The 20,241-nt window shown below is 38.8% G+C and carries 18 protein-coding genes; 12 read left to right on the top strand and 6 right to left on the bottom strand.

Going from position 1 to position 20,241, the window contains the following annotated elements; all coding sequences use genetic code 11:
• Positions 1-18: 18 nt before the first annotated feature.
• The 12 genes from AC4IFE_RS05960 (at position 19) to AC4IFE_RS05905 (ending at position 14,558) form a co-directional block, all read left to right on the top strand.
• Positions 19-399: a four helix bundle protein gene (locus tag AC4IFE_RS05960; RefSeq protein WP_490755591.1), complete on the top strand. Its 381-nt coding sequence runs from the start codon at positions 19-21 to the stop codon at positions 397-399.
• A 39-nt stretch (positions 400-438) separates the two neighbouring features.
• A complete protein-coding gene (mraY, locus tag AC4IFE_RS05955) occupies positions 439-1,680 on the top strand; it encodes a phospho-N-acetylmuramoyl-pentapeptide-transferase (protein ID WP_490755589.1) in 1,242 nt (413 codons plus the stop codon).
• Positions 1,681-1,763: 83 nt separating this feature from the next.
• Entirely contained in the window at positions 1,764-3,092 is a 1,329-nt protein-coding gene (gene murD, locus AC4IFE_RS05950) for a UDP-N-acetylmuramoyl-L-alanine--D-glutamate ligase (protein ID WP_490755587.1), read from the top strand.
• A gap of 70 nt (positions 3,093-3,162) precedes the next feature.
• Positions 3,163-4,401 carry an FtsW/RodA/SpoVE family cell cycle protein gene (locus AC4IFE_RS05945; protein ID WP_490755586.1) on the top strand — a complete coding sequence of 413 codons (1,239 nt, stop codon included), beginning with the start codon at positions 3,163-3,165 and terminating at the stop codon, positions 4,399-4,401.
• Between the two features lie 33 nt (positions 4,402-4,434).
• Entirely contained in the window at positions 4,435-5,544 is a 1,110-nt protein-coding gene (murG, locus tag AC4IFE_RS05940; RefSeq protein WP_490755585.1) for an undecaprenyldiphospho-muramoylpentapeptide beta-N-acetylglucosaminyltransferase, read from the top strand.
• 49 nt (positions 5,545-5,593) lie between these two features.
• The gene (gene murC / locus AC4IFE_RS05935) at positions 5,594-6,967 is read left to right on the top strand and encodes a UDP-N-acetylmuramate--L-alanine ligase (RefSeq protein WP_490755584.1); all 1,374 of its coding nucleotides are present in this window, start codon (positions 5,594-5,596) and stop codon (positions 6,965-6,967) included.
• A gap of 85 nt (positions 6,968-7,052) precedes the next feature.
• A complete protein-coding gene (locus tag AC4IFE_RS05930) occupies positions 7,053-8,018 on the top strand; it encodes a cell division protein FtsQ/DivIB (protein ID WP_490755583.1) in 966 nt (321 codons plus the stop codon).
• 92 nt (positions 8,019-8,110) lie between these two features.
• A complete protein-coding gene (ftsA, locus tag AC4IFE_RS05925) occupies positions 8,111-9,493 on the top strand; it encodes a cell division protein FtsA (RefSeq protein WP_490755581.1) in 1,383 nt (460 codons plus the stop codon).
• Between the two features lie 117 nt (positions 9,494-9,610).
• Entirely contained in the window at positions 9,611-11,524 is a 1,914-nt protein-coding gene (gene ftsZ / locus AC4IFE_RS05920; protein WP_490755579.1) for a cell division protein FtsZ, read from the top strand.
• Between the two features lie 94 nt (positions 11,525-11,618).
• The gene (locus AC4IFE_RS05915) at positions 11,619-12,065 is read left to right on the top strand and encodes a GatB/YqeY domain-containing protein (protein WP_490755578.1); all 447 of its coding nucleotides are present in this window, start codon (positions 11,619-11,621) and stop codon (positions 12,063-12,065) included.
• Between the two features lie 462 nt (positions 12,066-12,527).
• Entirely contained in the window at positions 12,528-12,938 is a 411-nt protein-coding gene (locus tag AC4IFE_RS05910) for a BrxA/BrxB family bacilliredoxin (RefSeq protein WP_034701172.1), read from the top strand.
• 105 nt (positions 12,939-13,043) lie between these two features.
• Complete coding sequence (locus tag AC4IFE_RS05905) at positions 13,044-14,558, top strand: GH3 auxin-responsive promoter family protein (protein WP_490755577.1); 1,515 nt, start codon at positions 13,044-13,046, stop codon at positions 14,556-14,558.
• Between the two features lie 131 nt (positions 14,559-14,689).
• Here the strand turns inward: AC4IFE_RS05905 and AC4IFE_RS05900 are convergent, their stop codons facing one another.
• The 6 genes from AC4IFE_RS05900 to mutL all read right to left on the bottom strand — a co-directional run bounded on the left by AC4IFE_RS05900 (position 14,690) and on the right by mutL (position 20,029).
• Positions 14,690-15,070: a hypothetical protein gene (locus AC4IFE_RS05900; protein ID WP_490755576.1), complete on the bottom strand. Its 381-nt coding sequence runs from the start codon at positions 15,068-15,070 to the stop codon at positions 14,690-14,692.
• Between the two features lie 23 nt (positions 15,071-15,093).
• Positions 15,094-15,456 carry a hypothetical protein gene (locus AC4IFE_RS05895; protein WP_490755575.1) on the bottom strand — a complete coding sequence of 121 codons (363 nt, stop codon included), beginning with the start codon at positions 15,454-15,456 and terminating at the stop codon, positions 15,094-15,096.
• Positions 15,457-15,460: 4 nt separating this feature from the next.
• Positions 15,461-16,435 carry an endonuclease/exonuclease/phosphatase family protein gene (locus AC4IFE_RS05890; RefSeq protein WP_490755573.1) on the bottom strand — a complete coding sequence of 325 codons (975 nt, stop codon included), beginning with the start codon at positions 16,433-16,435 and terminating at the stop codon, positions 15,461-15,463.
• 75 nt (positions 16,436-16,510) lie between these two features.
• Positions 16,511-17,500, bottom strand: coding sequence for an endonuclease/exonuclease/phosphatase family protein (locus AC4IFE_RS05885; RefSeq protein ID WP_490755572.1), 990 nt, complete (start codon positions 17,498-17,500; stop codon positions 16,511-16,513).
• A 7-nt stretch (positions 17,501-17,507) separates the two neighbouring features.
• Positions 17,508-18,236, bottom strand: a complete 729-nt coding sequence (locus AC4IFE_RS05880) for a rhomboid family intramembrane serine protease (RefSeq protein WP_490755570.1) — start codon at positions 18,234-18,236, stop codon at positions 17,508-17,510.
• Between the two features lie 2 nt (positions 18,237-18,238).
• Positions 18,239-20,029 (bottom strand): DNA mismatch repair endonuclease MutL, encoded by a 1,791-nt coding sequence (gene mutL / locus AC4IFE_RS05875; RefSeq protein WP_490755569.1) that lies wholly within the window; start codon positions 20,027-20,029, stop codon positions 18,239-18,241.
• Between the last annotated feature and the right edge of the window lie 212 nt (positions 20,030-20,241).

Here is a 20,241-nt window from a genome sequence, read left to right as displayed (position 1 = left end):
TAAAGATTAAAAAATTTGATGATGACTAAAAATTTTGAAAATTTCCCGGTTTACATCAAGAGCTTAGATTTAATTGAAAAAGTTTATTTATTTCTCAAAAGTGAAAATTTAGAAAGAGAATTTGAATTTAGTAACCAAATAAAAAGAGCCGGAATTTCAATATCCAACAATATTGCAGAAGGCTCAGAATATAATAATAACAGACAATTTATTAAATATTTAAAAATTGCAAAAGGCAGTTGTGCCGAAGTTAGAAGTATGATAATTGTGAGTAAAAGATTAAAATTAGGAGATGAAAATAAAGCAGAAGAAATTATTAATCTTTCACGGGAAGTTTCTTCTAATATTTCAAACTTTATTAAGTATTTAAGTGAAAATATGGAGAGACCTCTTCCTTAAATCTTTAAATAAATTAAATTTTTAAATTAAAGAAAAGACATGCTATACTATCTATACGAATATCTAACCAGTCAGGGAATCCACATACCGGGACTGGGAATGCTTAAATACATTTCCTTTCGGGCAGGTATCGCTGTGCTGTTTTCTCTCATCATTGCCCTGGTTTATGGAAAGAGAATCATCAATTATCTGAGGTCAAAACAGATGGGTGAATTGGTACGTGACCTTGGATTGGACGGACAAAAGCAGAAAGAAGGGACTCCTACCATGGGAGGCCTGATCATTATTATCGCAACAATTATTCCGGTTCTCCTTTTTACGAGGATTACCAATGTGTACATTGTTCTGCTTTTGGTTTCCATGTTATGGATGGGTGCTATAGGTTTTGTAGATGATTATTTAAAGAAAATAAAGAAAAACAAAGACGGCCTGAGCGGTAAATTTAAAATTGTAGGCCAGGTCGGATTAGGGCTGATTGTCGGGATTACAATGTATTTCCATCCGGATATTACCGTTAAAAGAAAATATGCGGATGCAAAAGTGGTGAACCGAAACAATGTAGAGCAGAACTTTATGCCAACAGAAAAGATCACCGTTTCTACTGTTCCGTTTGCTAAAAACAATGAGTTCGATTACAGCGGAATCCTGTTCTGGATGAATGATAAAGATGCCCATGAGTGGGCATGGATTGTCTTTATCCCAATCGTTATTTTCATTGTAACCGCCGTATCAAACGGAGCCAATATTACAGACGGAATAGACGGGCTTGCAGCAGGGACCAGCGCCATCATACTGCTCACCCTCGCCTTATTCGCCTACCTTTCCGGGAACATTATTTTTGCAGACTACCTCAATATCATGTTCCTCCCGAATATGGGTGAAACCACCATTTTTGCAGTAGCCATGGTAGGTGCCGTGATCGGGTTCTTTTGGTACAACACCTATCCGGCCCAGGTTTTTATGGGCGATACAGGAAGTCTGATGCTTGGAGGCGTGATTGCAGTTTTAGCCATCATTTTAAGAAAAGAACTTCTGATTCCGGTTTTATGCGGGATCTTCCTTATTGAAAATATATCTGTCATGCTGCAGGTTATCGTTTTCAAATACAGAAAAAGAAAATATGGGCTGGAATATGCTCAAAACAATAGATTTTTTAGAATGTCACCATTACATCACCATTATCAGAAAGGAGGATTCCATGAGAGTAAGATCGTGAACAGAATGATCATCATTGGTGTAATGCTGGCTATTGTATGTCTGATCACATTAAAAATGAGATAACCAATCATTTAAATATTGAAAAATTTAAGTATTTAAAAATTTTTGAATCCTTTAAATCTTTCAATCATTAAATCAAAATAGATATGAAAATAGTTGTTTTAGGAGGTGGAGAGAGCGGATGCGGAGCTGCTTATTTAGCAAAAAAACAAGGTCTGGAGGTTTTTCTTTCAGACAAAGGAGCTATTAAGGATAACTATAAGCAGTTTTTAGCCGATAATGAAATTGAATTTGAAGAAGGAAACCACAACGAAGAAAGAATTTTAAATGCCGACTGGATTGTGAAAAGCCCGGGGATTCCCAAAAAGGCAGAGATCGTTCACAAAATTCACGAAAAAGGAATAAGACTTTCCTCTGAAATTGAATTTGCCTCAGAATTTACCGACGCCAAAATTATTGCCATTACAGGAAGCAACGGAAAAACAACAACAACTTCCCTGATCTACTACATCCTGAAAAATGACGGACTGAATGTAGGACTGGGAGGAAACATAGGATACAGCTTTGCAAAACAGGTGGCCGATGAAAACCATGAATATTATGTTCTGGAAGTAAGCTCTTTCCAATTGGATGACATCCAGAACTTCAGACCTTATATTTCCTTGCTGTTGAATCTTTCTCAGGATCACCTGGACCAGTACAACTACAATTATGAAGAGTATGCTTTAGCTAAATTCAGAATCGCGGAAAACCAGGAAAATGATAATTTCTTTATCTATAACAAAGATGATGAAATGAGTAAAACCATTCTTGAAAAGCTGGAAATAAAAGCAAAAATGATCCCCTTTTCCACAAAAGAAAAACTGGCCGAAGGAGGTTTTATTAATGATGATGAAATCGTGGTGAAAATGAAGGACGAATTCTCAATGAAAATTGACAAGCTTTCCCTTCTTGGAAACCACAATGTAGCCAATAGTCTGGCCGCGTCAATAGCCGGTAAAATATTGGAAATCAATAACGAAAGCATCAGAAACTCATTAATGACTTTCCAGGCAGTAGAACACAGGCTTGAATTCGTAACAGAAGCCAATGGTGTGAAATACATCAACGACAGCAAGGCAACGAATGTAAATGCCACCTATTATGCCTTAGAAAGCATGAAAACTCCAACAGTTTGGATCGTAGGAGGATTGGATAAAGGAAATGATTACTCAGAAATTGAGGACCTCGTTAAAAGAAAAGTAAAAGCAATTGTCTGCTTGGGAATAGACAATACGAAGATCATAGACTTCTTTAAAGACAAAAAAGAATTCATCTATGATACTTCAAGCATGGAAGAAGCTGTGAAAATATCGAAATCACTGGCAAAGAGCGGAGATACCGTTCTGCTTTCCCCATGCTGCGCAAGTTTTGACCTCTTCAAAAGCTATGAAGACAGAGGAAAACAATTTAAAGAGCAGGTATTAAAAAATTAATAGTTAAGAATGAATAGTTAATAATTTTTGAAAATCTTCATTATTAATTTTTCATTTTTCATTCAATAACATGGACGAACAGAATACAGAAAACAGAATTGAATTGCTAAAGGGCGATAAAGTACTTTGGATGGTCATCCTTGTGATCTCCATTTTCTCTATTTTCCCGGTATATTCTGCAAGTTCAAATCTGGAATATATCGTTAATAACGGGACCACAACCGGTCACGTGATCAAGCATATGTTCTTTGTAGTTCTGGGCCTAGTGATCATGAGAGTAGTTGGAATGGTGAAATATGAGTACATTGGAAAGCTCAGCAGTATCCTGCTCGGCTTAATGATTATTCTGCTCGTTGTTACCATGTTTACGGGACAAACCATTGACGGGGCCAGTGCTTCGAGATGGCTGAAAATCCCGGGAACACCCATCTCATTCCAGCCTTCGTCATTTGCGTTTTTAATGCTTATCATTTATCTATGCAGATATCTGACCAAGAAAATAACCCGGGAAAGACTTCCTATAGAGAACATAATGTATATCTTCGGGCCAATCCTTCTGGTATTTGTGCTGGTAGCAAAAGACAACGGTTCTACGGCATTGATGATCCTGATGGTTTCTGTGATTGTCCTCATCATCGGGCAGCTTCACTGGAAATACATTGCAGGCTTCATCTCTTCCTCATTTGTAGCCATTGTCCTGTTTCTGATTATTGCATTAAACACCAACCTCATCGGTGGAAACCGTGTGCATACCTGGATGAGCCGTATCGAAACATTCACATCCAGCAAAGCGAAAACAGCCGATGTAGATGATGAAAGCGTAAAAGCTAAAAACTATCAGGTAATGCAGGCCAAGGCCGCGATTGTCCATGGCGGGATTACCGGAATGGGACCTGGAAAAAGTGCATTGAAGCAAATGCTTCCACAGTCCGCCTCCGACTTTATTTTTGCCGTGATCGTAGAAGAATACGGACTGATCGGAGCCGCTTTCCTGATATGTCTGTATCTTATCATGATGATCCGGATCGTAATGATTGCCAGCAAAATGCCCGCCTTTTTCGGGTCGCTGCTCGTGCTCAGTCTCGGGGTAATGATCTTCATACAGCTTTCTGTCAACATTGCAGTAGCCGTTAATCTGATCCCGGTAACGGGACAGCCATTACCATTGATAAGTTATGGGGGAACTTCCATGCTGGTCACCTATCTCCAGCTTGGAATTATTTTAAATATAAGCTCAAGAATCCAGATATATGATGAAGAAGGAATGGGCAAAAAACAGAGTGTAGCAGAAATTAATGATATCGCTTAATACAAAATAACCGGTATCAATAAGATAATAAAAATGAACAAAAAACTGAAAGTAGTATTATCCGGCGGCGGAACAGGAGGACATATCTTCCCGGCAATCGCCATTGCAGATGAGATCAAAAAGAGATTTCCTGATACAGAATTTTTGTTCATAGGAGCCAACGGAAAAATGGAAATGGAAAAAGTTCCGCAGGCAGGTTATAAAATCGAGGGCATTGATATCGCCGGAATCGACAGAGGAAATATGTTATCAAATTTAGGACTGCCTTTCAAAATTTTGAAAAGCTTATCTAAATCGAAAAAGATCATTAAGAATTTTTCACCCGATTTTGCAGTGGGGACAGGGGGATTTGCAAGCGGACCGGCTTTATATGAGGCCAGCAAGCTGGGAATTCCAATCTTTATTCAGGAGCAGAACGCTCACGCAGGGGTAACCAACAAAATCTTAAGTAAGAAAGCTAAAGCAGTTTTCACAGCTTATCCAAAAGTGGAAGGCTTTCCTTCTGAAAAAATAAAATTCCTGGGTAACCCTATTCGTGAGAATATCATTACAGGAATGACGGAGACCACTCTGGCAAAAGAAAAAATGGGGCTGAGCAAAGATAAGCTTACCATCCTTTCAGTAGGTGGTTCTTTAGGATCCAGAACACTGAACAATGCGTGGAGATCCCATTTAAATGAAGTAATCACAAAAGATTATCAGCTGATCTGGCAGACAGGAAAGCTTGATTATAAAGATATTATAGAGGAAACAAAAGATACCGACAGCAGAAACATCCAGATCCTGGAATTCATCAAAGATATGGAACTGGCCTACTCTGCCGCTGATATCATTGTTTCAAGAGCCGGAGCCATTGCCATTTCAGAGCTGGCAGTAGCTAAAAAGCCGGTTCTTCTGGTACCTTTCCCATTTGCAGCGGAAGACCACCAGACCAAAAATGCTATGAATCTGGTAGATAAAAACGCTGCCAGAATGGTAAAAGATTCTGAAATGCAGGAAAAATTCTGGAATACACTGGAAGAGATCTGCAGCAGTGAGAATGTAAGAGGTGAAATGTCTCGGAATCTGGAATATTTTGCCAAACCTAATGCAGCAAAGGAAATTGTAGACGAGATATTTAAAACTGTAAAAAGTACAATGTAAAATGTATTATACATGAATACATTTTACAAAATACATTAATACAAAAGGAATGAAAATTTTAGAAACATATCAAAATTATTACTTCGTAGGAATCGGAGGTATCGGAATGAGTGCTTTGGCACGCTATTTCAATGCTTCCGGTAAAAAAGTGCTGGGTTACGACAAAACGAATACCAAGCTTACAGACCAGTTGATGAAAGAAGGAATTGATATTGTTTTTGAAGATCTTATTGACGAAAGAATAACTGCGCTTCAACCAGAAAACACTCTGGTAATCTATACTCCCGCCATTAAAATATTGAGAATATTAGATTATTTTAACCAGAAGCAGTTTCAGGTTTTAAAACGTGCTAAAGTTCTGGGCCTGATCACAGAAAATACAGATTGTATTGCTGTAGCAGGAACCCATGGAAAGACAACAACCTCTACTTTGGTTTCACACCTGTGTAAAGAGGCCGATCTTCCGTTTTCATGCTTTTTAGGAGGTATTTCCGAGAATTTCAGATCAAATTTTTTATATAACGGTACGCAATATTCTGTAGTAGAAGCAGATGAATATGACAGAAGCTTTCTGAACTTATCGCCTGACTGGGCCGTAATAACCTCAACCGATGCGGATCACCTGGATATTTATGGGGATAAAAGCCATATTGAAGAAGGTTTCAAACAGTTTGCAGCCCTTGTTCCGAACGACAGACAGCTTTTTGTAAGAAAAGGACTGGATGTTGGCAGAGAGCATAAAACCTATGCTGTTAATGAGGTGGCAGATTATTATTCAGACAATCTGCGAATGGAACACGATAAGATCTATTTTGATTTCCATACCCCTTCTGAAACCATTAAAGATTTCGTGTGGGAAATCCCGGGAATCCATAATGTGGAAAACGCTACAGCAGCACTGGCAATCCTTCACAATTTAGGCGTAGATTTTGAAACGCTGAAAAAGGCTATTGCCAATTTTAAAGGAATTAAAAGAAGATATACAAAGCATATTTATTCAAATGGTAAAATTTACATCGATGATTATGCCCACCACCCAACGGAAATCAATGCGGTAGTAAGCTCAATCAGAACATTTTACCCGGATAAGAAACTCTTGGTCGTTTTTCAGCCGCATCTTTTCAGCAGAACAAGAGATTTCGCTGACGGATTTGCAGAAAGTTTAGAGAAAGCAGATGAACTTATCCTCCTCGATATTTACCCTGCAAGAGAGCTTCAGGAGAATTTTGAAGGAATAACTTCTGGCTGGCTGCTGGAAAAAGTTAATTTAGATAAAAAAGAAAGATCGGACCTATCCGGTGCTTTTGAAAAAATAAAAGAAAAAGATTTTGATATCCTTCTCACCGTAGGCGCAGGAAATATTGATACCCTGTATGATCCTATTTGTGAATGGATAAATTCTTCTGTACAAAGTAAAATGTAAAAAGTATTAATGTACAGAAACCATTTAATAAAGTAACTCATTAAAATACAATAGTACACTGTACTTTTTACATTGTACAAAATATATGAAAAATAAATACAGAATATTAAAAATTGCTGTCACGGTGATCATCCTCGGATTACTGCTGAGTTTCTCATTGAAGAGATTCAGCGGCCAGAAGATTACGGACAATAAGATTTCTGTAAAAATGAACGAAAAAACACCCGTATACTTCATTGATGAAAAAGACATCCGGGAAATTGTAAAAAAAGAAAACCCTTCCGGAAAAGTAGGAGACCTGAATATTCCGACACTTGAAAAGAAGATCAATTCACTTCCGGCCGTAGACAGTGCCAATGTCTATTTAAACTTAAACGGAAAACTGTACCTCGACATCAAGCAGAGAGTTCCTGTTTTCAGATTGAATAAAGAAGGAAGAGACTTTTATGTTGATGAAAAAGGGACCGAATTCCCCATTTCCAAAACCTACTCGCATCCATGCATGCTGGTAACAGGAAATGTAAAACCGGAAGAGTATCAGAAACTGGCCGAACTGGTTGAGAAAATTGATAAAGATGATTTCAGTAAAAAATTCTTTATCGGGATCTCAAAAAGCAAAGAAGATTATAACCTTCTGACCAGTGATGGAAATTATAAAGTGGAAATAGGAGATCTGGATAATATTGAATTTAAAGTAAAAGGTCTGAAAACCTTTGTAGAAAAATATCTGGTTTTCCAGGATCCCCAAAAGTACAGCATGGTTTCTGTAAAATACCAGAACCAGATTGTAACCACCTTAAATCCTTATTTCAAAGAAAACGACAGTATTCTGAAAGCCGGAAATATGGAACTGGCGAAGGCTCCGGCCCTGGCAGCAGTTAAAAAGCCTGACCTTCTGCCTAAACCTGCAGAAACAAAGAAAACAAAAACATCTTCAGTTAAACCGAAGGAAAAAGCAAAGCCAAAAACTACAGTCAAACCAAAGGAAACTAAAAAGCCAGAGAAAAAGCCAGCCGCTACAAAGCCTAAGGCAAAAGTAAAAATAGAGTAAAAAAGTCCTGATGGACAATTTAGCATAAAAACCGGAATAAGCCCCGGTTGAAAACAAGGAAAAAAGTAGAAAAAAAATCAAATCGACATAAAATGGAAAATCAAGAGTATTCAGTAGGTCTGGACATCGGGACAACGAAGATTGTCGCGATTGTCGGAAGGAGGAATGCGCACGGGAAGATAGAAGTTCTCGGGGTTGGAAAGGCCAAAAGTCTTGGAGTTCATAAAGGAATTGTGAATAACATCTCACAAACCATTAATTCAATCAAGGCAGCCGTTTCTGAAGCACAGTCCAGCGCAGGAGTTCCTATCCGTAAAGTGACAGTAGGTATTGCAGGAAAACACATCCGTTCTCTGCAGCATTCCGACTATATCATGCGTGAGCATCCGGATAAATTTATTACAGACGACGACATCGAAGCACTGAAAGATCAGGTAAAAAAGCTTGTTATGCTTCCCGGAGAAGAAATTATCCATGTTCTTCCACAGGAATATAAAGTGGATTCCGAAGGTGAAATTCAGGAGCCGGTAGGAATGCACGGAAAACGCTTAGAAGCTAATTTCCACGTGGTAGTAGGACAAATGGGCAGCATCAGAAACATCGCAAGATGTGTAAGAGAGGCCGGTCTTGAAATGGAAGCCCTTACCCTGGAGCCTCTGGCATCTTCAGAAGCCGTATTAACCAAAGAAGAAAAAGAAGCTGGTGTTGCTATTGTAGACATCGGAGGTGGTACTACAGATATTGCCATCTTCAAGGATAATATCATCCGTCATACCTGCGTAATCCCTTACGGAGGAGGAATTATTACCGAAGATATCAAAGAAGGATGTTCCATTATAGAAAAACATGCAGAACAATTGAAAGTAAAATTCGGTTCTGCTGTTCCGGAATTAGAAAAAGACAGTACATTTGTCACTATTCCTGGTCTTCATGGAAGACCGGATAAGGAAATCTCTCTTAAAACCCTCGCACAGATCATCAACGCCAGAGTGGAAGAGATCCTGGAAATGGTAAATACAGAATTAAAAGCTTACGGGGCATTTGAGCAAAAGAAAAAGCTGATTGCAGGGATTGTCCTTACGGGAGGCGGATCCAACTTAAAGCATCTTCGTCAGCTTGCCAATTATACAACAGGTTTTGACAGCAGAATCGGTTTTGCAAACGAATATATTGCCAATGATAAAAACCAGTACCTGAAAGGCCCGGAATTTGCTACATCAATCGGCTTGCTGATGGAAAGTTTAAAGATCCGGGACAAAAAGCAGGGATCAGAAACAGAAGAGCCTGTTCAGCAAGAAGTTGCTAAAGCAGAAACGGCTCCGGCACAGACGGAAACCGTTCAGCACACTCAGCCGACAGCAATAATTCAGGAGCAATCCATTGTGAGCGAACAGCAGGAAAACAGAAGGGCGAAACTGACTTTCGGGCAGTCCCTTATGGAAAAAGTTAAAAAATTCTTTGAAGAAGTAGAGTAAAATATAAATGATAGAAGATCATTGATAATTGATAAATAAAATGCACAGCTTATTGCCCGCGCCATTTATCACTCATCAGTTATCATTCGTCAATCATCAATTATAAAAAGCATAGTTATGGAAAATATAGGTACACAAGGATTTTCATTTGATTTGCCAAAAGGAAATTCATCCATCATAAAAGTAATCGGTGTAGGCGGCGGCGGAAACAACGCCCTGAAGCACATGTACGAGAAAGGTATTTACGGAGTAGATTTCGTAGTCTGTAATACCGATGCCCAGACTTTAGACAATAACCCTGTTGCCAACAAAGTACAGCTGGGGACTACCATCACAGAAGGTCTTGGCGCCGGAGCAGATCCTGAAGTAGGGGAAAAATCCGCTATTGAAAGCATCGAAGAGATCAAGGCATCCATGGGCCAGAATACCAAAATGGTTTTCATTACAGCCGGAATGGGCGGTGGTACCGGTACCGGAGCTGCCCCGGTTATTGCCAAAGTAGCCAAAGATATGGGAATTCTAACGGTAGGTATTGTTACAGTTCCTTTCAGCTTTGAAGGTAAAAGAAGACTTGAACAGGCCGAAATAGGTCTTGAAAAGCTAAGAAATAATGTTGACTCACTGATTGTGATCAATAATGATAAATTAAGACAGCAATTCGGAAACCTTGGCTTCAAACAGGGATTCTCAAAAGCCGATGAAGTTTTAACCAATGCCGCAAAAGGAATGGCAGAGGTTATTACCGGTTATTTTGATGTAAACATTGACTTTAGAGATGCTAAATCTGTCCTTCAGAACTCCGGTACGGCTTTGATGTCTACAGGTATCGCTTCAGGAGAAAACAAAGCAGAAGAAGCTGTTAAAAAAGCGTTGGATTCTCCGTTGTTGAATGACAACAAGATCACTGGGGCTAAAAATGTCCTTCTTCTGATCAGAAGTGGTGCAGAAGAAGTAACCATGGATGAAATCGGGGTAATTATGGACCATATCCAGAAAGAAGCCGGAAATACCGCTGATATTATCTTTGGGGTAGGTGCTGATGAGGAATTGGGAGATTCTGTAAGCGTTCTTGTTATCGCTACAGGTTTTTCAAATGACAGCAAAAGATTTGCCGGACCTACTGAAAAGATCAGAATTAGCCTTAACGACAGTTTAGAGACTCCGAAAGCCTCTCCTTTTAAAACAAGAGAAGAAAGAGATGCTACTTCTGAAACAACACGTGATTTCGGAGGAAAGCATACGTTCAGACTGGATGACGAAGACAATGACTCTCCTCAGTTCGGTATGACTTCTTCTGAAAAAAAAATGATTATTAAAGAAGAAGAAATTAAGACAGATATAAAATTCTTTGATAAAGAGGAAGATACACAGAATAGCTGGAGAAATGAACGTGAAGCAGAAGAAGAGTCTTACAGCCTGTTCTCTCATGATGACGAAGAAGGAGAAGATCCCAATGATCTGGAAATTGAATCTTTTAAGTTTGATTTTGATGCCAGAAAAGATGAAACTCCATCTACACCTGCAACCCGTGCTTTCTCAGATGAAAAGCCTGTTGAGTTCAGTTTCTTTGTCAACAATCAGCCTTCATCCAATGAACCTAAAACAGATTTCGGTCAGCCAAAAGCAGAGTTTACAGCTCCTGCCAGTGCTGTAACAGAAATTCCAGTTCAGGCAGTTGAAGCTATCTTCCAGACAAGACAGGAAGAACCAAAAGCTGAAACAAAACCAGCTTTTGAAGAAAAAACAGAAATTGAAACGCCAAAACCAGCTGAGTCAGAATTCACCTTTGTGAATAAAGCGGTTGATCAGGAAAGAATTTCAGAGAGAAGAAATAAATTAAAAGAATTCAATTCACGCTATCAAAGTTTTGACAGCACAAGCGAATTCGAATCTGTTCCTGCTTTCAAGAGAAAGAATATCGCCATCGACGGAACCAATGCATCCGACCAGAATATCAACACGTATCTTTCTGATAACAACGGATCCATGCAGGTAAGAGAAAACAGATTTTTAAATAAAGATGTAGATTAACTGCTATAAGCAATAAGCCGTAAGCTATAGGCCACCATTGTGGATGTCTGTTTAAAAGCTTATTGCTTATTGCCTAAAGCTTAAAGCAAAAACCATGAGTTTAGAAAATACTATAAGCGAAGCGATTAAAACAGCTATGAGAGAAAAAGACAGGGTTGCTCTGGACTCTCTGAGAGCTGTAAAAGCTCAAATTTTAAATCTACAGACTGAAGCGAGAGGCGTTGAAGTTTCTGCGGAACAGGAAATTGCTATCCTGCAGAGAATGATCAAGCAGCGTAAGGATTCTTTCGAGCAGTTCGCGGCACAGGGAAGAAATGACCTTGCGGAAGTAGAAGAAGCTCAAATGAAAGTAATTGAGAAGTTTCTTCCTGAACAGCTCAGTCCGGAGGAACTTGAAACAGAAATTAAGAATATTATTGCCCAAACCGGAGCCGAGTCTGCCAAAGACTTAGGAAAGGTGATGGGTGCCGCTTCAAAAGCATTAGCAGGAAAGTCAGACGGGAAAAGTATCTCCGAAATGGCTAAAAAGCTTCTTTCTTAGAGTTACGGGTTTCGGGCTTCTGGGTTTTTATTGTAAAAACTTGTTTCTCGTAACACGCATCTCAAAACAACAAGGATATCCAACCTTTGCATATCGATTTGATTAAAGAATCCCGGAGCGCTGGCGCTCCGGGATTCATTTTTGGATATTCATACTATTAATTCAGTTTATCATCATTCAAAAACTGAATAGATTCTCACATAACTCCTGAAATCAGGTCGTATTAAATAATTTGTGAGCTCGAGGGAAAGCAGTAAATGTTTTTTTCATGGTCAGTTGTTTTCAGAATCATTTCAAATTTAATAAATATTTGTCGTTATTCATAATTTTATTTCATGTTTTTTTCAATATTATTGAAATATTAATATTGTATTAATTTTTTATGACTAAAGCGTTGATAGTTTTTATATATTGACCAGACGCAAAGAATTGTTTAACTTTGTACCGATAAAAACAAAATATATGTATCCAACAGATTTAGTGATGCCTATGAAGGCAGAACTTACAGATAAAGGTTTCGAAGATTTAACATCTCCAGCGCAGGTAGAAGAGGCTTTAAAACAGCCGGGAACTACTCTATTGGTAATTAATTCGGTATGCGGATGTGCAGCAGGTGCAGCAAGACCGGGAGTTGTATATTCTTTGACAGGAGATAAAAAACCGGATCATTTAACGACTGTTTTTGCAGGATTTGATACGGAAGCTGTAGCAGAAGCAAGAAAACACCTCGCTCCATTCCCTCCAAGCTCACCATGTGTAGCTCTTTTCAAGGATGGTGAACTAGTTCACATGCTGGAAAGACATCACATCGAAGGAAACCCTGCAGGCGCAATCGCAGCCAATCTTCAGGCAGCTTTTGATGAGTATTGCTAAGAAATAATAAATCTAAATACTGAACCGTTACATAATTTGTAGCGGTTTTTTTATTTAACACGATAAAAATTCTCTAAAAATCCAAATATTATTATATTTGTTGGAATGGCAACAAAGGCACTTTTCAATACTGTCGTCAATTGGTTTATCCGCCAAAGGATTGATCAGATTCAGAATTTCATGGATCATCCCATTGAAACCCAGAAAGGTATACTCTTTTCGCAGCTGTTTCATGCAGAAGACACTGAATACGGCAAGACATACGGCTTTAATTCAATTTCGAGCTATCAGGACTTTAAAAACAAGGTTCCGATCGTTACTTATGAAGATTTTGAACCTTATATTGAGAAAGCAAGACAGGGCCATAAGGATGTAAGCTGGCCGGGATACATCAAACATTTTGCAAAATCATCGGGAACTACAAATGCAAAGAGCAAATTTATCCCAATTTCTGCAGAAAGCCTGGAATATTGCCATATGAAGGCAGGAAAGGACATGGTTTCTATCTATGCCAACAATCATCCGGAAAACCAGCTGTTCACCAATAAGAACCTGCGTTTAGGAGGAAGCTCTGAGCTACATGCGGACTTTAATACCAAATTCGGCGATCTTTCTGCTATTTTAATTGACAATCTTCCTTTTTGGGTGGAGATCACCACAACGCCCAGTAAAAAGGTTTCCCTGATGTCTGAATGGGAAAGCAAACTTAAAGCGATCACTTCAGAAGTAAAAAATGAAGATGTAGGAAGTATCCTTGGAGTACCCAGCTGGATGATGGTTCTGCTCCAAAGAGTTTTAAAAGAGACGGACAGCAGAAATATTTCTGAACTGTGGCCTAATTTAGAGGTCTTTTTTCACGGTGGAATCAGTTTCAAGCCCTACAAGGATCAGTACAGGCAGATCATCGGGAAAAAGATCAATTACTACGAAATTTACAATGCTTCCGAAGGCTTCTTCGGGATACAGGACAGATCTGACAGCGATGAGATGCTGCTGATGCTGGATTACGGTATTTTTTACGAGTTCATCCCGATGGACCAGTTTCATTTTTCCAATCCGAAAGTTGTAAGCCTGGAAGATGTTGAAGTCGGGAAAAACTATGCCATGGTGATCACTACCAACGGAGGCCTGTGGAGATACCTGATTGGCGATACCGTTGTGTTTACCTCAACCAATCCTTTCAGAATAAAAATTACGGGGAGAACCAAACATTATATCAACGCATTCGGAGAAGAGCTTATGATCACGAATGTAGAATCTGCCCTGTCCAAAGCCTGTGAAGTTACCGGAGCAAGCATCACCGATTTTACAGGAGCTCCTGTTTTCATGAAAGAAAATGAAAGCGGCGCCCATGAATGGATCTTCGAATTCAGCCGGCATCCGGATGATCTGGAACGTTTTACCGATGCTTTTGATCATCATCTAAAAACGATCAATTCCGATTATGAAGCCAAAAGATACAATAACCTGACGCTGAAAAGACCAATTGTTCACAGTGCAAAACCTAATCTTTTCTACCACTGGCTACAGTCTAAAGGAAAACTCGGCGGCCAGAATAAAGTCCCGAGACTAAGCAACGACAGGGAATATATAGATCCTTTGCTGGAGCTTAATAAATAGAAATATAAAGTTATTTTTCTATTTGGGCTTCATTTGAACAATAACTTACTACTACCATCTTTTTAAAGAATATACCGCATAAAAAACGCAGCCAAAATATTTGACTGCGTTTTTCTTTATTTAGTATTTCATTATTTATTCAGGTCTTCCTTCAGCTTTTTTGCTCCTTCTTCTACTTTAGCGGCTCCTTTTGCAGCAGCATCTTTTACATCCTGGCCCACTTCTTTAGCTCCCGCTTTGATATCTTTTCCGGCCTTATTAATGTCTTCTTTAGCTTTTTGGGCAGCATCGTCTATCTTATTTCCGGCTGCATCCACTTTAGTCTTAACATTTTCTTTAGCCTTATCTATTTTAGCGGTATCTATAACAGCAGTAGGTGTTTCTGAAACTGTAGTTGTAGTCGTTGTTACTGATCCGTCCGCACTTTCAACCTGTTCTGTTTTAGTCGTTGATTTTGAGCATGATACAGCAAGTACTGCCACTGCAGCTGCTGCTAAAATTTGTTTTTTCATAATTGTATATTTTTTTAAATGTATTATTCTGTTTTTGTTCCGTTGGCTGGTGGGTTGTCAGCCGTTTTCTTTTTCTTCTCTTCTTCGGTCTTTTTTTTGTCCTCTTCCTGCTTTTTCTTGTTTTCTTTCTCAAGATCTTCTTTCAGCTTCTGTTCCTCTTTCTGAAGTTTTTCGGCCTGTTTTACAGAGTCCTGATATTTCTGTGAGGACATTCTGATCTGGCGGACAATATCTATTGATGTTGCTCCCGGCGAGAATGAATCCACCGCTGCCGTATCATAGTTAATTTTCATATTCTGCTCAGCAGCGAAACCCGGAGTTTCTTTCTTTGAGCAGGCCATTAAAAACAATGATACCATAAAAACTGCAGACAGTAAATTTTTCATGGAACTAATTTAGCAGAAATTCTGCAATTACAGGATAATGATCCGATAATTTTACAGCATGATCCACTTTATAGCTTAAAGGAATGATCGATTTTGATGTAAAGATATAATCGATCCTAAGCGGAACTTTATAGTCATGAAAGCTGGTAGAAGCACCATTTCCTACTGTAACAAAGGCATCCTGCAGGTCTTTTCCCAGGTTATAATATTCATAGGAATTAGGCACCGAATTAAAATCACCCGCCAGAATAACCGGATAAGGTGAAAAATCGATTACTTTTCTGATCTTTCTGATCTGGTCCTCATGAGCTTTAAATGTTGGCGTCATATGAGAGAAGAGATCGGTGATTTTCTCTCCTACCTTTGCAAAACCGTCAAATTTAAGCATTGATTTGTGCAGCCTGAAAGGCTCCAGATAAACCGTGACCACTCTTATGATCTTTCCGTTAATATCTACATCGGCATAGAAAGAGTTTCCTCTTGCTTTATCTTCAATCAGCTGTTCCTGTCTTAGGATTTTATGTTTTGTTTTAAGAATAACCGATGGATATTTTATCATATCACGCTGTATCGCTCTGTTGGTGTCCTTTTCCTGAACAAGAATAATATCTGCGTCCTGATCTGTAATGTACTTTTTCACCTTGTCCCAGCCAAAATCTCCGTATTTTACATTAAATGTAAGAACTTTAATATCTCTGATCGACTTTAAGTTTTCTGTTTTAGGCGAAAAATTTACCCATCGTCTTACCGGATTATAAAAAAGAAGCGCGCCCATTACAAAAGCAATAGCTATTTTCTTTCTTTTAAAAATCCAGACCAGTGTCAGTAAGACATATATTAAAATCAGATACGGAAACCCAAGGGAAAGAAGGTTAAGACTGCCTAAAAAATTAGGCGGAATCCATGCATTACCTAATGTGCAAAGGAGCAGCACGGCAACAGCAATATGTATAAACAGCAGTAATTGACTCAGCTTCATGAAGTAACGGTCTAGGGTACATTTTTTTCATCAAAAACCTTACCAAGGCTGTTACTTTAACTAATTTTATGATTATTAGCGGCTTATTGAAAATGTGGCTACCACCGGATAATGATCTGAAAGCTTTATAGTCCGGTCTACCTGATAGGTAACAGGCAGAATAGATTTCGAAGTAAAAATATAATCTATTCTTATTGGAAATTTATAGTCGTGAAAGCTTGTCGCGCTGCCTTTTCCCGCTTTTACGAAAGCGTCGTCAAGCCCTTCAGATAAGTGATAATATTCGTAAGAATTGGGAACAGAATTAAGGTCTCCCGTCACCATCACGGGATAAGGCGAATTATCAATAGCTTCTTTGATTGCTCCCACCTGGTCCTGATGTTTTTTGAAAACCGGAATAAGTCTTTTAACAATATTTTTCAGCTTTCTTTCATCCTCTTCTTTTACCCCATCCATTTTGATCATCCCTTTTTCAAATTTAAACGGCTCTAAATAAATATTGATAAAACGGTATATTTTACCTCTAATTTCAATATCTGCCTGGGAAGCATAGGCATTATTACTTTCATAATCGCTCTTGATCAATTCTTTGGAGTCTATAATTTTATGTTTTGAAAAGACTTTAAGAATCCCATTATTATTAATTGCATTCATTCCATTAACAGAAACTTTTTTACCGGCCTCCTGCAGCATAACGACATCTGCATTGGCATTGTTCAGATATTTCTCAATATCAGAAGCTCCTATTAATCCTCCTTTGATATTAAAAGTTATGATCTTCAGATCTGCTGTTTCTTTTTTATCAGAAGAAAAATTCACCCATCTTTGTACGGGGCTCAAAAAGATAAGACCGGCCAGCATAAATACAAAAGTTCTTTTTTTCCAGCTGAAAAGCCAGAAAAGCGTAAATACGGCGTAGATAGCAATAAGGACAGGGAAGCCTAAAGAAAGCAGATTGAACCACGGAAATATTTTAGGCGGAACATAAGCATTCATAAAGGTACAAAGCAGCAGGAACAAAACGCCTACATGCAGGATTAATATAATAAGACGGAAGACTTTCACAAATATTCTAATTGAATCTATACAGATGTTTCTTCCAGATCCTTGCAAGAATCCAGCCAACTAATGCTCCTCCGACATGGGCGAGATGGGCAATACCACCACCGTTTCCTGAAACACCCAGATATATGGACACCACAATGACAATCGGCATCAGGTATTTTACCTTGATCGGAACCGGAATAAACATCATCATGATTTTTGAATCAGGATAAAGGGTTGCAAAAGCGGCCACTACTCCGAAGATAGCTCCGGAAGCACCAACCATAGGCGTTGCCACAATCCCTTTTAAACTCTCCAACAATTCTTTCTGTTTAAGAACTGATGCTGCGTCTCCGCTAAATCCTACACTTGCACCTGAAAGATAGGCGTTGACATTGAATCCGAGTTGCTGCAGTTCATTGGTAAGCTGTTGTACTTCAACAAAATTCCATAAATTGAAAAGGAAAAATGCTCCTAAACCACTTAGAAAATAGAGTATTAAATATTTTTTATCCCCTAAGGTCTGTTCCAGGATAGGCCCGAAGCTATACAAGGTCAGCATATTAAACAGGATGTGCATGATGCTTCCATGCATAAACATGTGAGTAATAACTTGCCATGAATGGAAAAACGGTGAAAAAGGATAAAAACCGGCAAGATAGCCGATGACCTGATTTCCAAGAAAATATGTCCCAATGAATACGATAACATTGATAATGATAATATTCCTGGTAATGGGTGGTATATTGTTGAACATTTTTAAAATTTGTTTTTAAAATCATTAAACGGAACTTCATAAAAGCATCTTTTGCCATCCGGCAGAAATTCCGGAAAGCCTAAAGCTGTAAAATCTTTGATCACCTGCTCCGCATCTTTTTTATAGATAAAATCAAACCTTGATTTTGAATGCATTTTATTCCACTGATTAAGATAAAACTGCATAAATTCTTCTTCGGTTTTATATTCCAGGATCTCAAAAAGGTTCTCCAGGAACTTCATCGCCTGGGTTTCTTTCAGTCCTTCCGGAAGTGCATCTATCCTCAGCACGCTTTCATGTGCAATTTTCATGTCAAACCCAAGTTCAGGAAGAAATTTTTTGAAAGAATTGTATTTATTCTTTTCTATTTCATTCATATGATACTCCAGTGAAAACAGAAGCGTGTGGCTGTTTGGGTTAATATTGGCTTTTTTTGATGTTTTATTATTTTCCGAAACTATCAGCCTGTGCATTCTTCCCAGATCCAGCATCAGGGTTACATCACCTTTATTGAACAGCCAGTAGCCATTCGGCAGTCTCATGAGGTCTTCATCAAAATCTTCGTCTTCAAATAAATTGATCTTTGAAGGCTCTGCTGTAATATTCTGATGGTACATTTCCGTCAGGTTCTGGATCTCTTCGGGACGTACATTTCTTTCTTCAATAAACGGATTGTAGTCCTTGTCTACTATAATTTCAGGCATTTTGATCACACCACCTCCACCGTTTCCTTTGCTCGGAAAGGGTTTGTTCATCATCGCATCCATTTCCGGATCTTTATCAAAATCAAGGCTCGGAGAAACATTGTAAATTCCCAGGGATCTTTTAATGGTGGAACGGAGAAGGGCAAAAATAAGGTGCTCGTCTTCAAATTTCACCTCTGTTTTCTGAGGGTGGATATTCACGTCTATTTTTTCCGGATCCATTTCAAGATATAGGAAAAATGTAGGCACATAGCCCGGCAGAAGCAACCCTTCGAAAGCTTCCTGAACTGCTTTATTGAAATACGGACTCCTGAAATATCTTCCGTTCACAAAAAGAAACTGTTCGCCTCTGGATTTTTTAGCACCTTCCGGCTTCGCAACGAATCCGTGAAGCTTACACCAGATAATATCTTCTTTAATGGGAATCAGCTGTGGCTGCAGTTTACGTCCGAAAACATCCACAATGCGCTGCATCTGGCTTCCTTTTCTTAATCTGAAAACAGCCTCATCATCATGAAACAGGGAAAATTCCAGGTTTTCATGAGCCAGGGCAACACGTTGGAATTCATCAATAACATGCCTGAATTCAACATTATTATTTTTAAGGAACTTTCTTCTGGCCGGAACATTGTAAAACAGGTTCTTAACCAGGAAATTAGACCCGTCGGCAGTCTGTATCGGGTCCTGAAACTGAAAAACGCCGCCCTCAATATAGATATTCGTACCGATCTTGGCATCATTCTGCTTTGTTCTCAGCTCAACCTGAGAAACTGCAGCGATAGAAGCCAATGCCTCGCCCCGAAATCCTTTTGTAACGATCTTAAAAATATCTTCTGTTCCTTTGATCTTTGACGTAGCATGCCTTTCAAACGCCATTCTGGCATCGGTCTCAGACATTCCTTTACCGTCATCCACCACCTGGATCAGGTTTTTTCCGGCATCTCTGATAATCAATTCTATCTTGGATGCTCCTGCATCAATAGCATTCTCCAAAAGTTCCTTCACTATGGACGCAGGTCTCTGCACCACTTCTCCTGCCGCGATTTGGTTGGCTACATGATCCGGTAAAAGCTGAATAATATCTGACATAAAACGTATAATCAACTTACAAAAATAGTCAATGGAAACGGGAATTAAAACAATAAAACGGTGAATTAAAATTTAATTATCAACATTTTAATCACATTTCCTTATACTGTATGGCTCCAATCGTTTTAAAAAAGTTGGTGAATGATGGGGTAAATAAGGCTGTTATTTTTTAACGCAAAGTTTTATTTGGAGAACTTATGATTTAGAGAAGA

Source organism: Chryseobacterium sp. UF-81 (genome assembly GCF_058245105.1).
This window is presented reverse-complemented; position numbering and strand designations above follow the sequence as displayed.

Coding starts and splice junctions, on each gene's coding strand:
- AC4IFE_RS05960 (WP_490755591.1), top strand. CDS start 19: ATGATGACTAAAAATTTTGAAAATTTCCCGGTTTACATCAAGAGCTTA.
- mraY (WP_490755589.1), top strand. CDS start 439: ATGCTATACTATCTATACGAATATCTAACCAGTCAGGGAATCCACATA.
- murD (WP_490755587.1), top strand. CDS start 1,764: ATGAAAATAGTTGTTTTAGGAGGTGGAGAGAGCGGATGCGGAGCTGCT.
- AC4IFE_RS05945 (WP_490755586.1), top strand. CDS start 3,163: ATGGACGAACAGAATACAGAAAACAGAATTGAATTGCTAAAGGGCGAT.
- murG (WP_490755585.1), top strand. CDS start 4,435: ATGAACAAAAAACTGAAAGTAGTATTATCCGGCGGCGGAACAGGAGGA.
- murC (WP_490755584.1), top strand. CDS start 5,594: ATGAAAATTTTAGAAACATATCAAAATTATTACTTCGTAGGAATCGGA.
- AC4IFE_RS05930 (WP_490755583.1), top strand. CDS start 7,053: ATGAAAAATAAATACAGAATATTAAAAATTGCTGTCACGGTGATCATC.
- ftsA (WP_490755581.1), top strand. CDS start 8,111: ATGGAAAATCAAGAGTATTCAGTAGGTCTGGACATCGGGACAACGAAG.
- ftsZ (WP_490755579.1), top strand. CDS start 9,611: ATGGAAAATATAGGTACACAAGGATTTTCATTTGATTTGCCAAAAGGA.
- AC4IFE_RS05915 (WP_490755578.1), top strand. CDS start 11,619: ATGAGTTTAGAAAATACTATAAGCGAAGCGATTAAAACAGCTATGAGA.
- AC4IFE_RS05910 (WP_034701172.1), top strand. CDS start 12,528: ATGTATCCAACAGATTTAGTGATGCCTATGAAGGCAGAACTTACAGAT.
- AC4IFE_RS05905 (WP_490755577.1), top strand. CDS start 13,044: ATGGCAACAAAGGCACTTTTCAATACTGTCGTCAATTGGTTTATCCGC.
- AC4IFE_RS05900 (WP_490755576.1), bottom strand. CDS start 15,070: ATGAAAAAACAAATTTTAGCAGCAGCTGCAGTGGCAGTACTTGCTGTA.
- AC4IFE_RS05895 (WP_490755575.1), bottom strand. CDS start 15,456: ATGAAAAATTTACTGTCTGCAGTTTTTATGGTATCATTGTTTTTAATG.
- AC4IFE_RS05890 (WP_490755573.1), bottom strand. CDS start 16,435: ATGAAGCTGAGTCAATTACTGCTGTTTATACATATTGCTGTTGCCGTG.
- AC4IFE_RS05880 (WP_490755570.1), bottom strand. CDS start 18,236: ATGTTCAACAATATACCACCCATTACCAGGAATATTATCATTATCAAT.
- mutL (WP_490755569.1), bottom strand. CDS start 20,029: ATGTCAGATATTATTCAGCTTTTACCGGATCATGTAGCCAACCAAATC.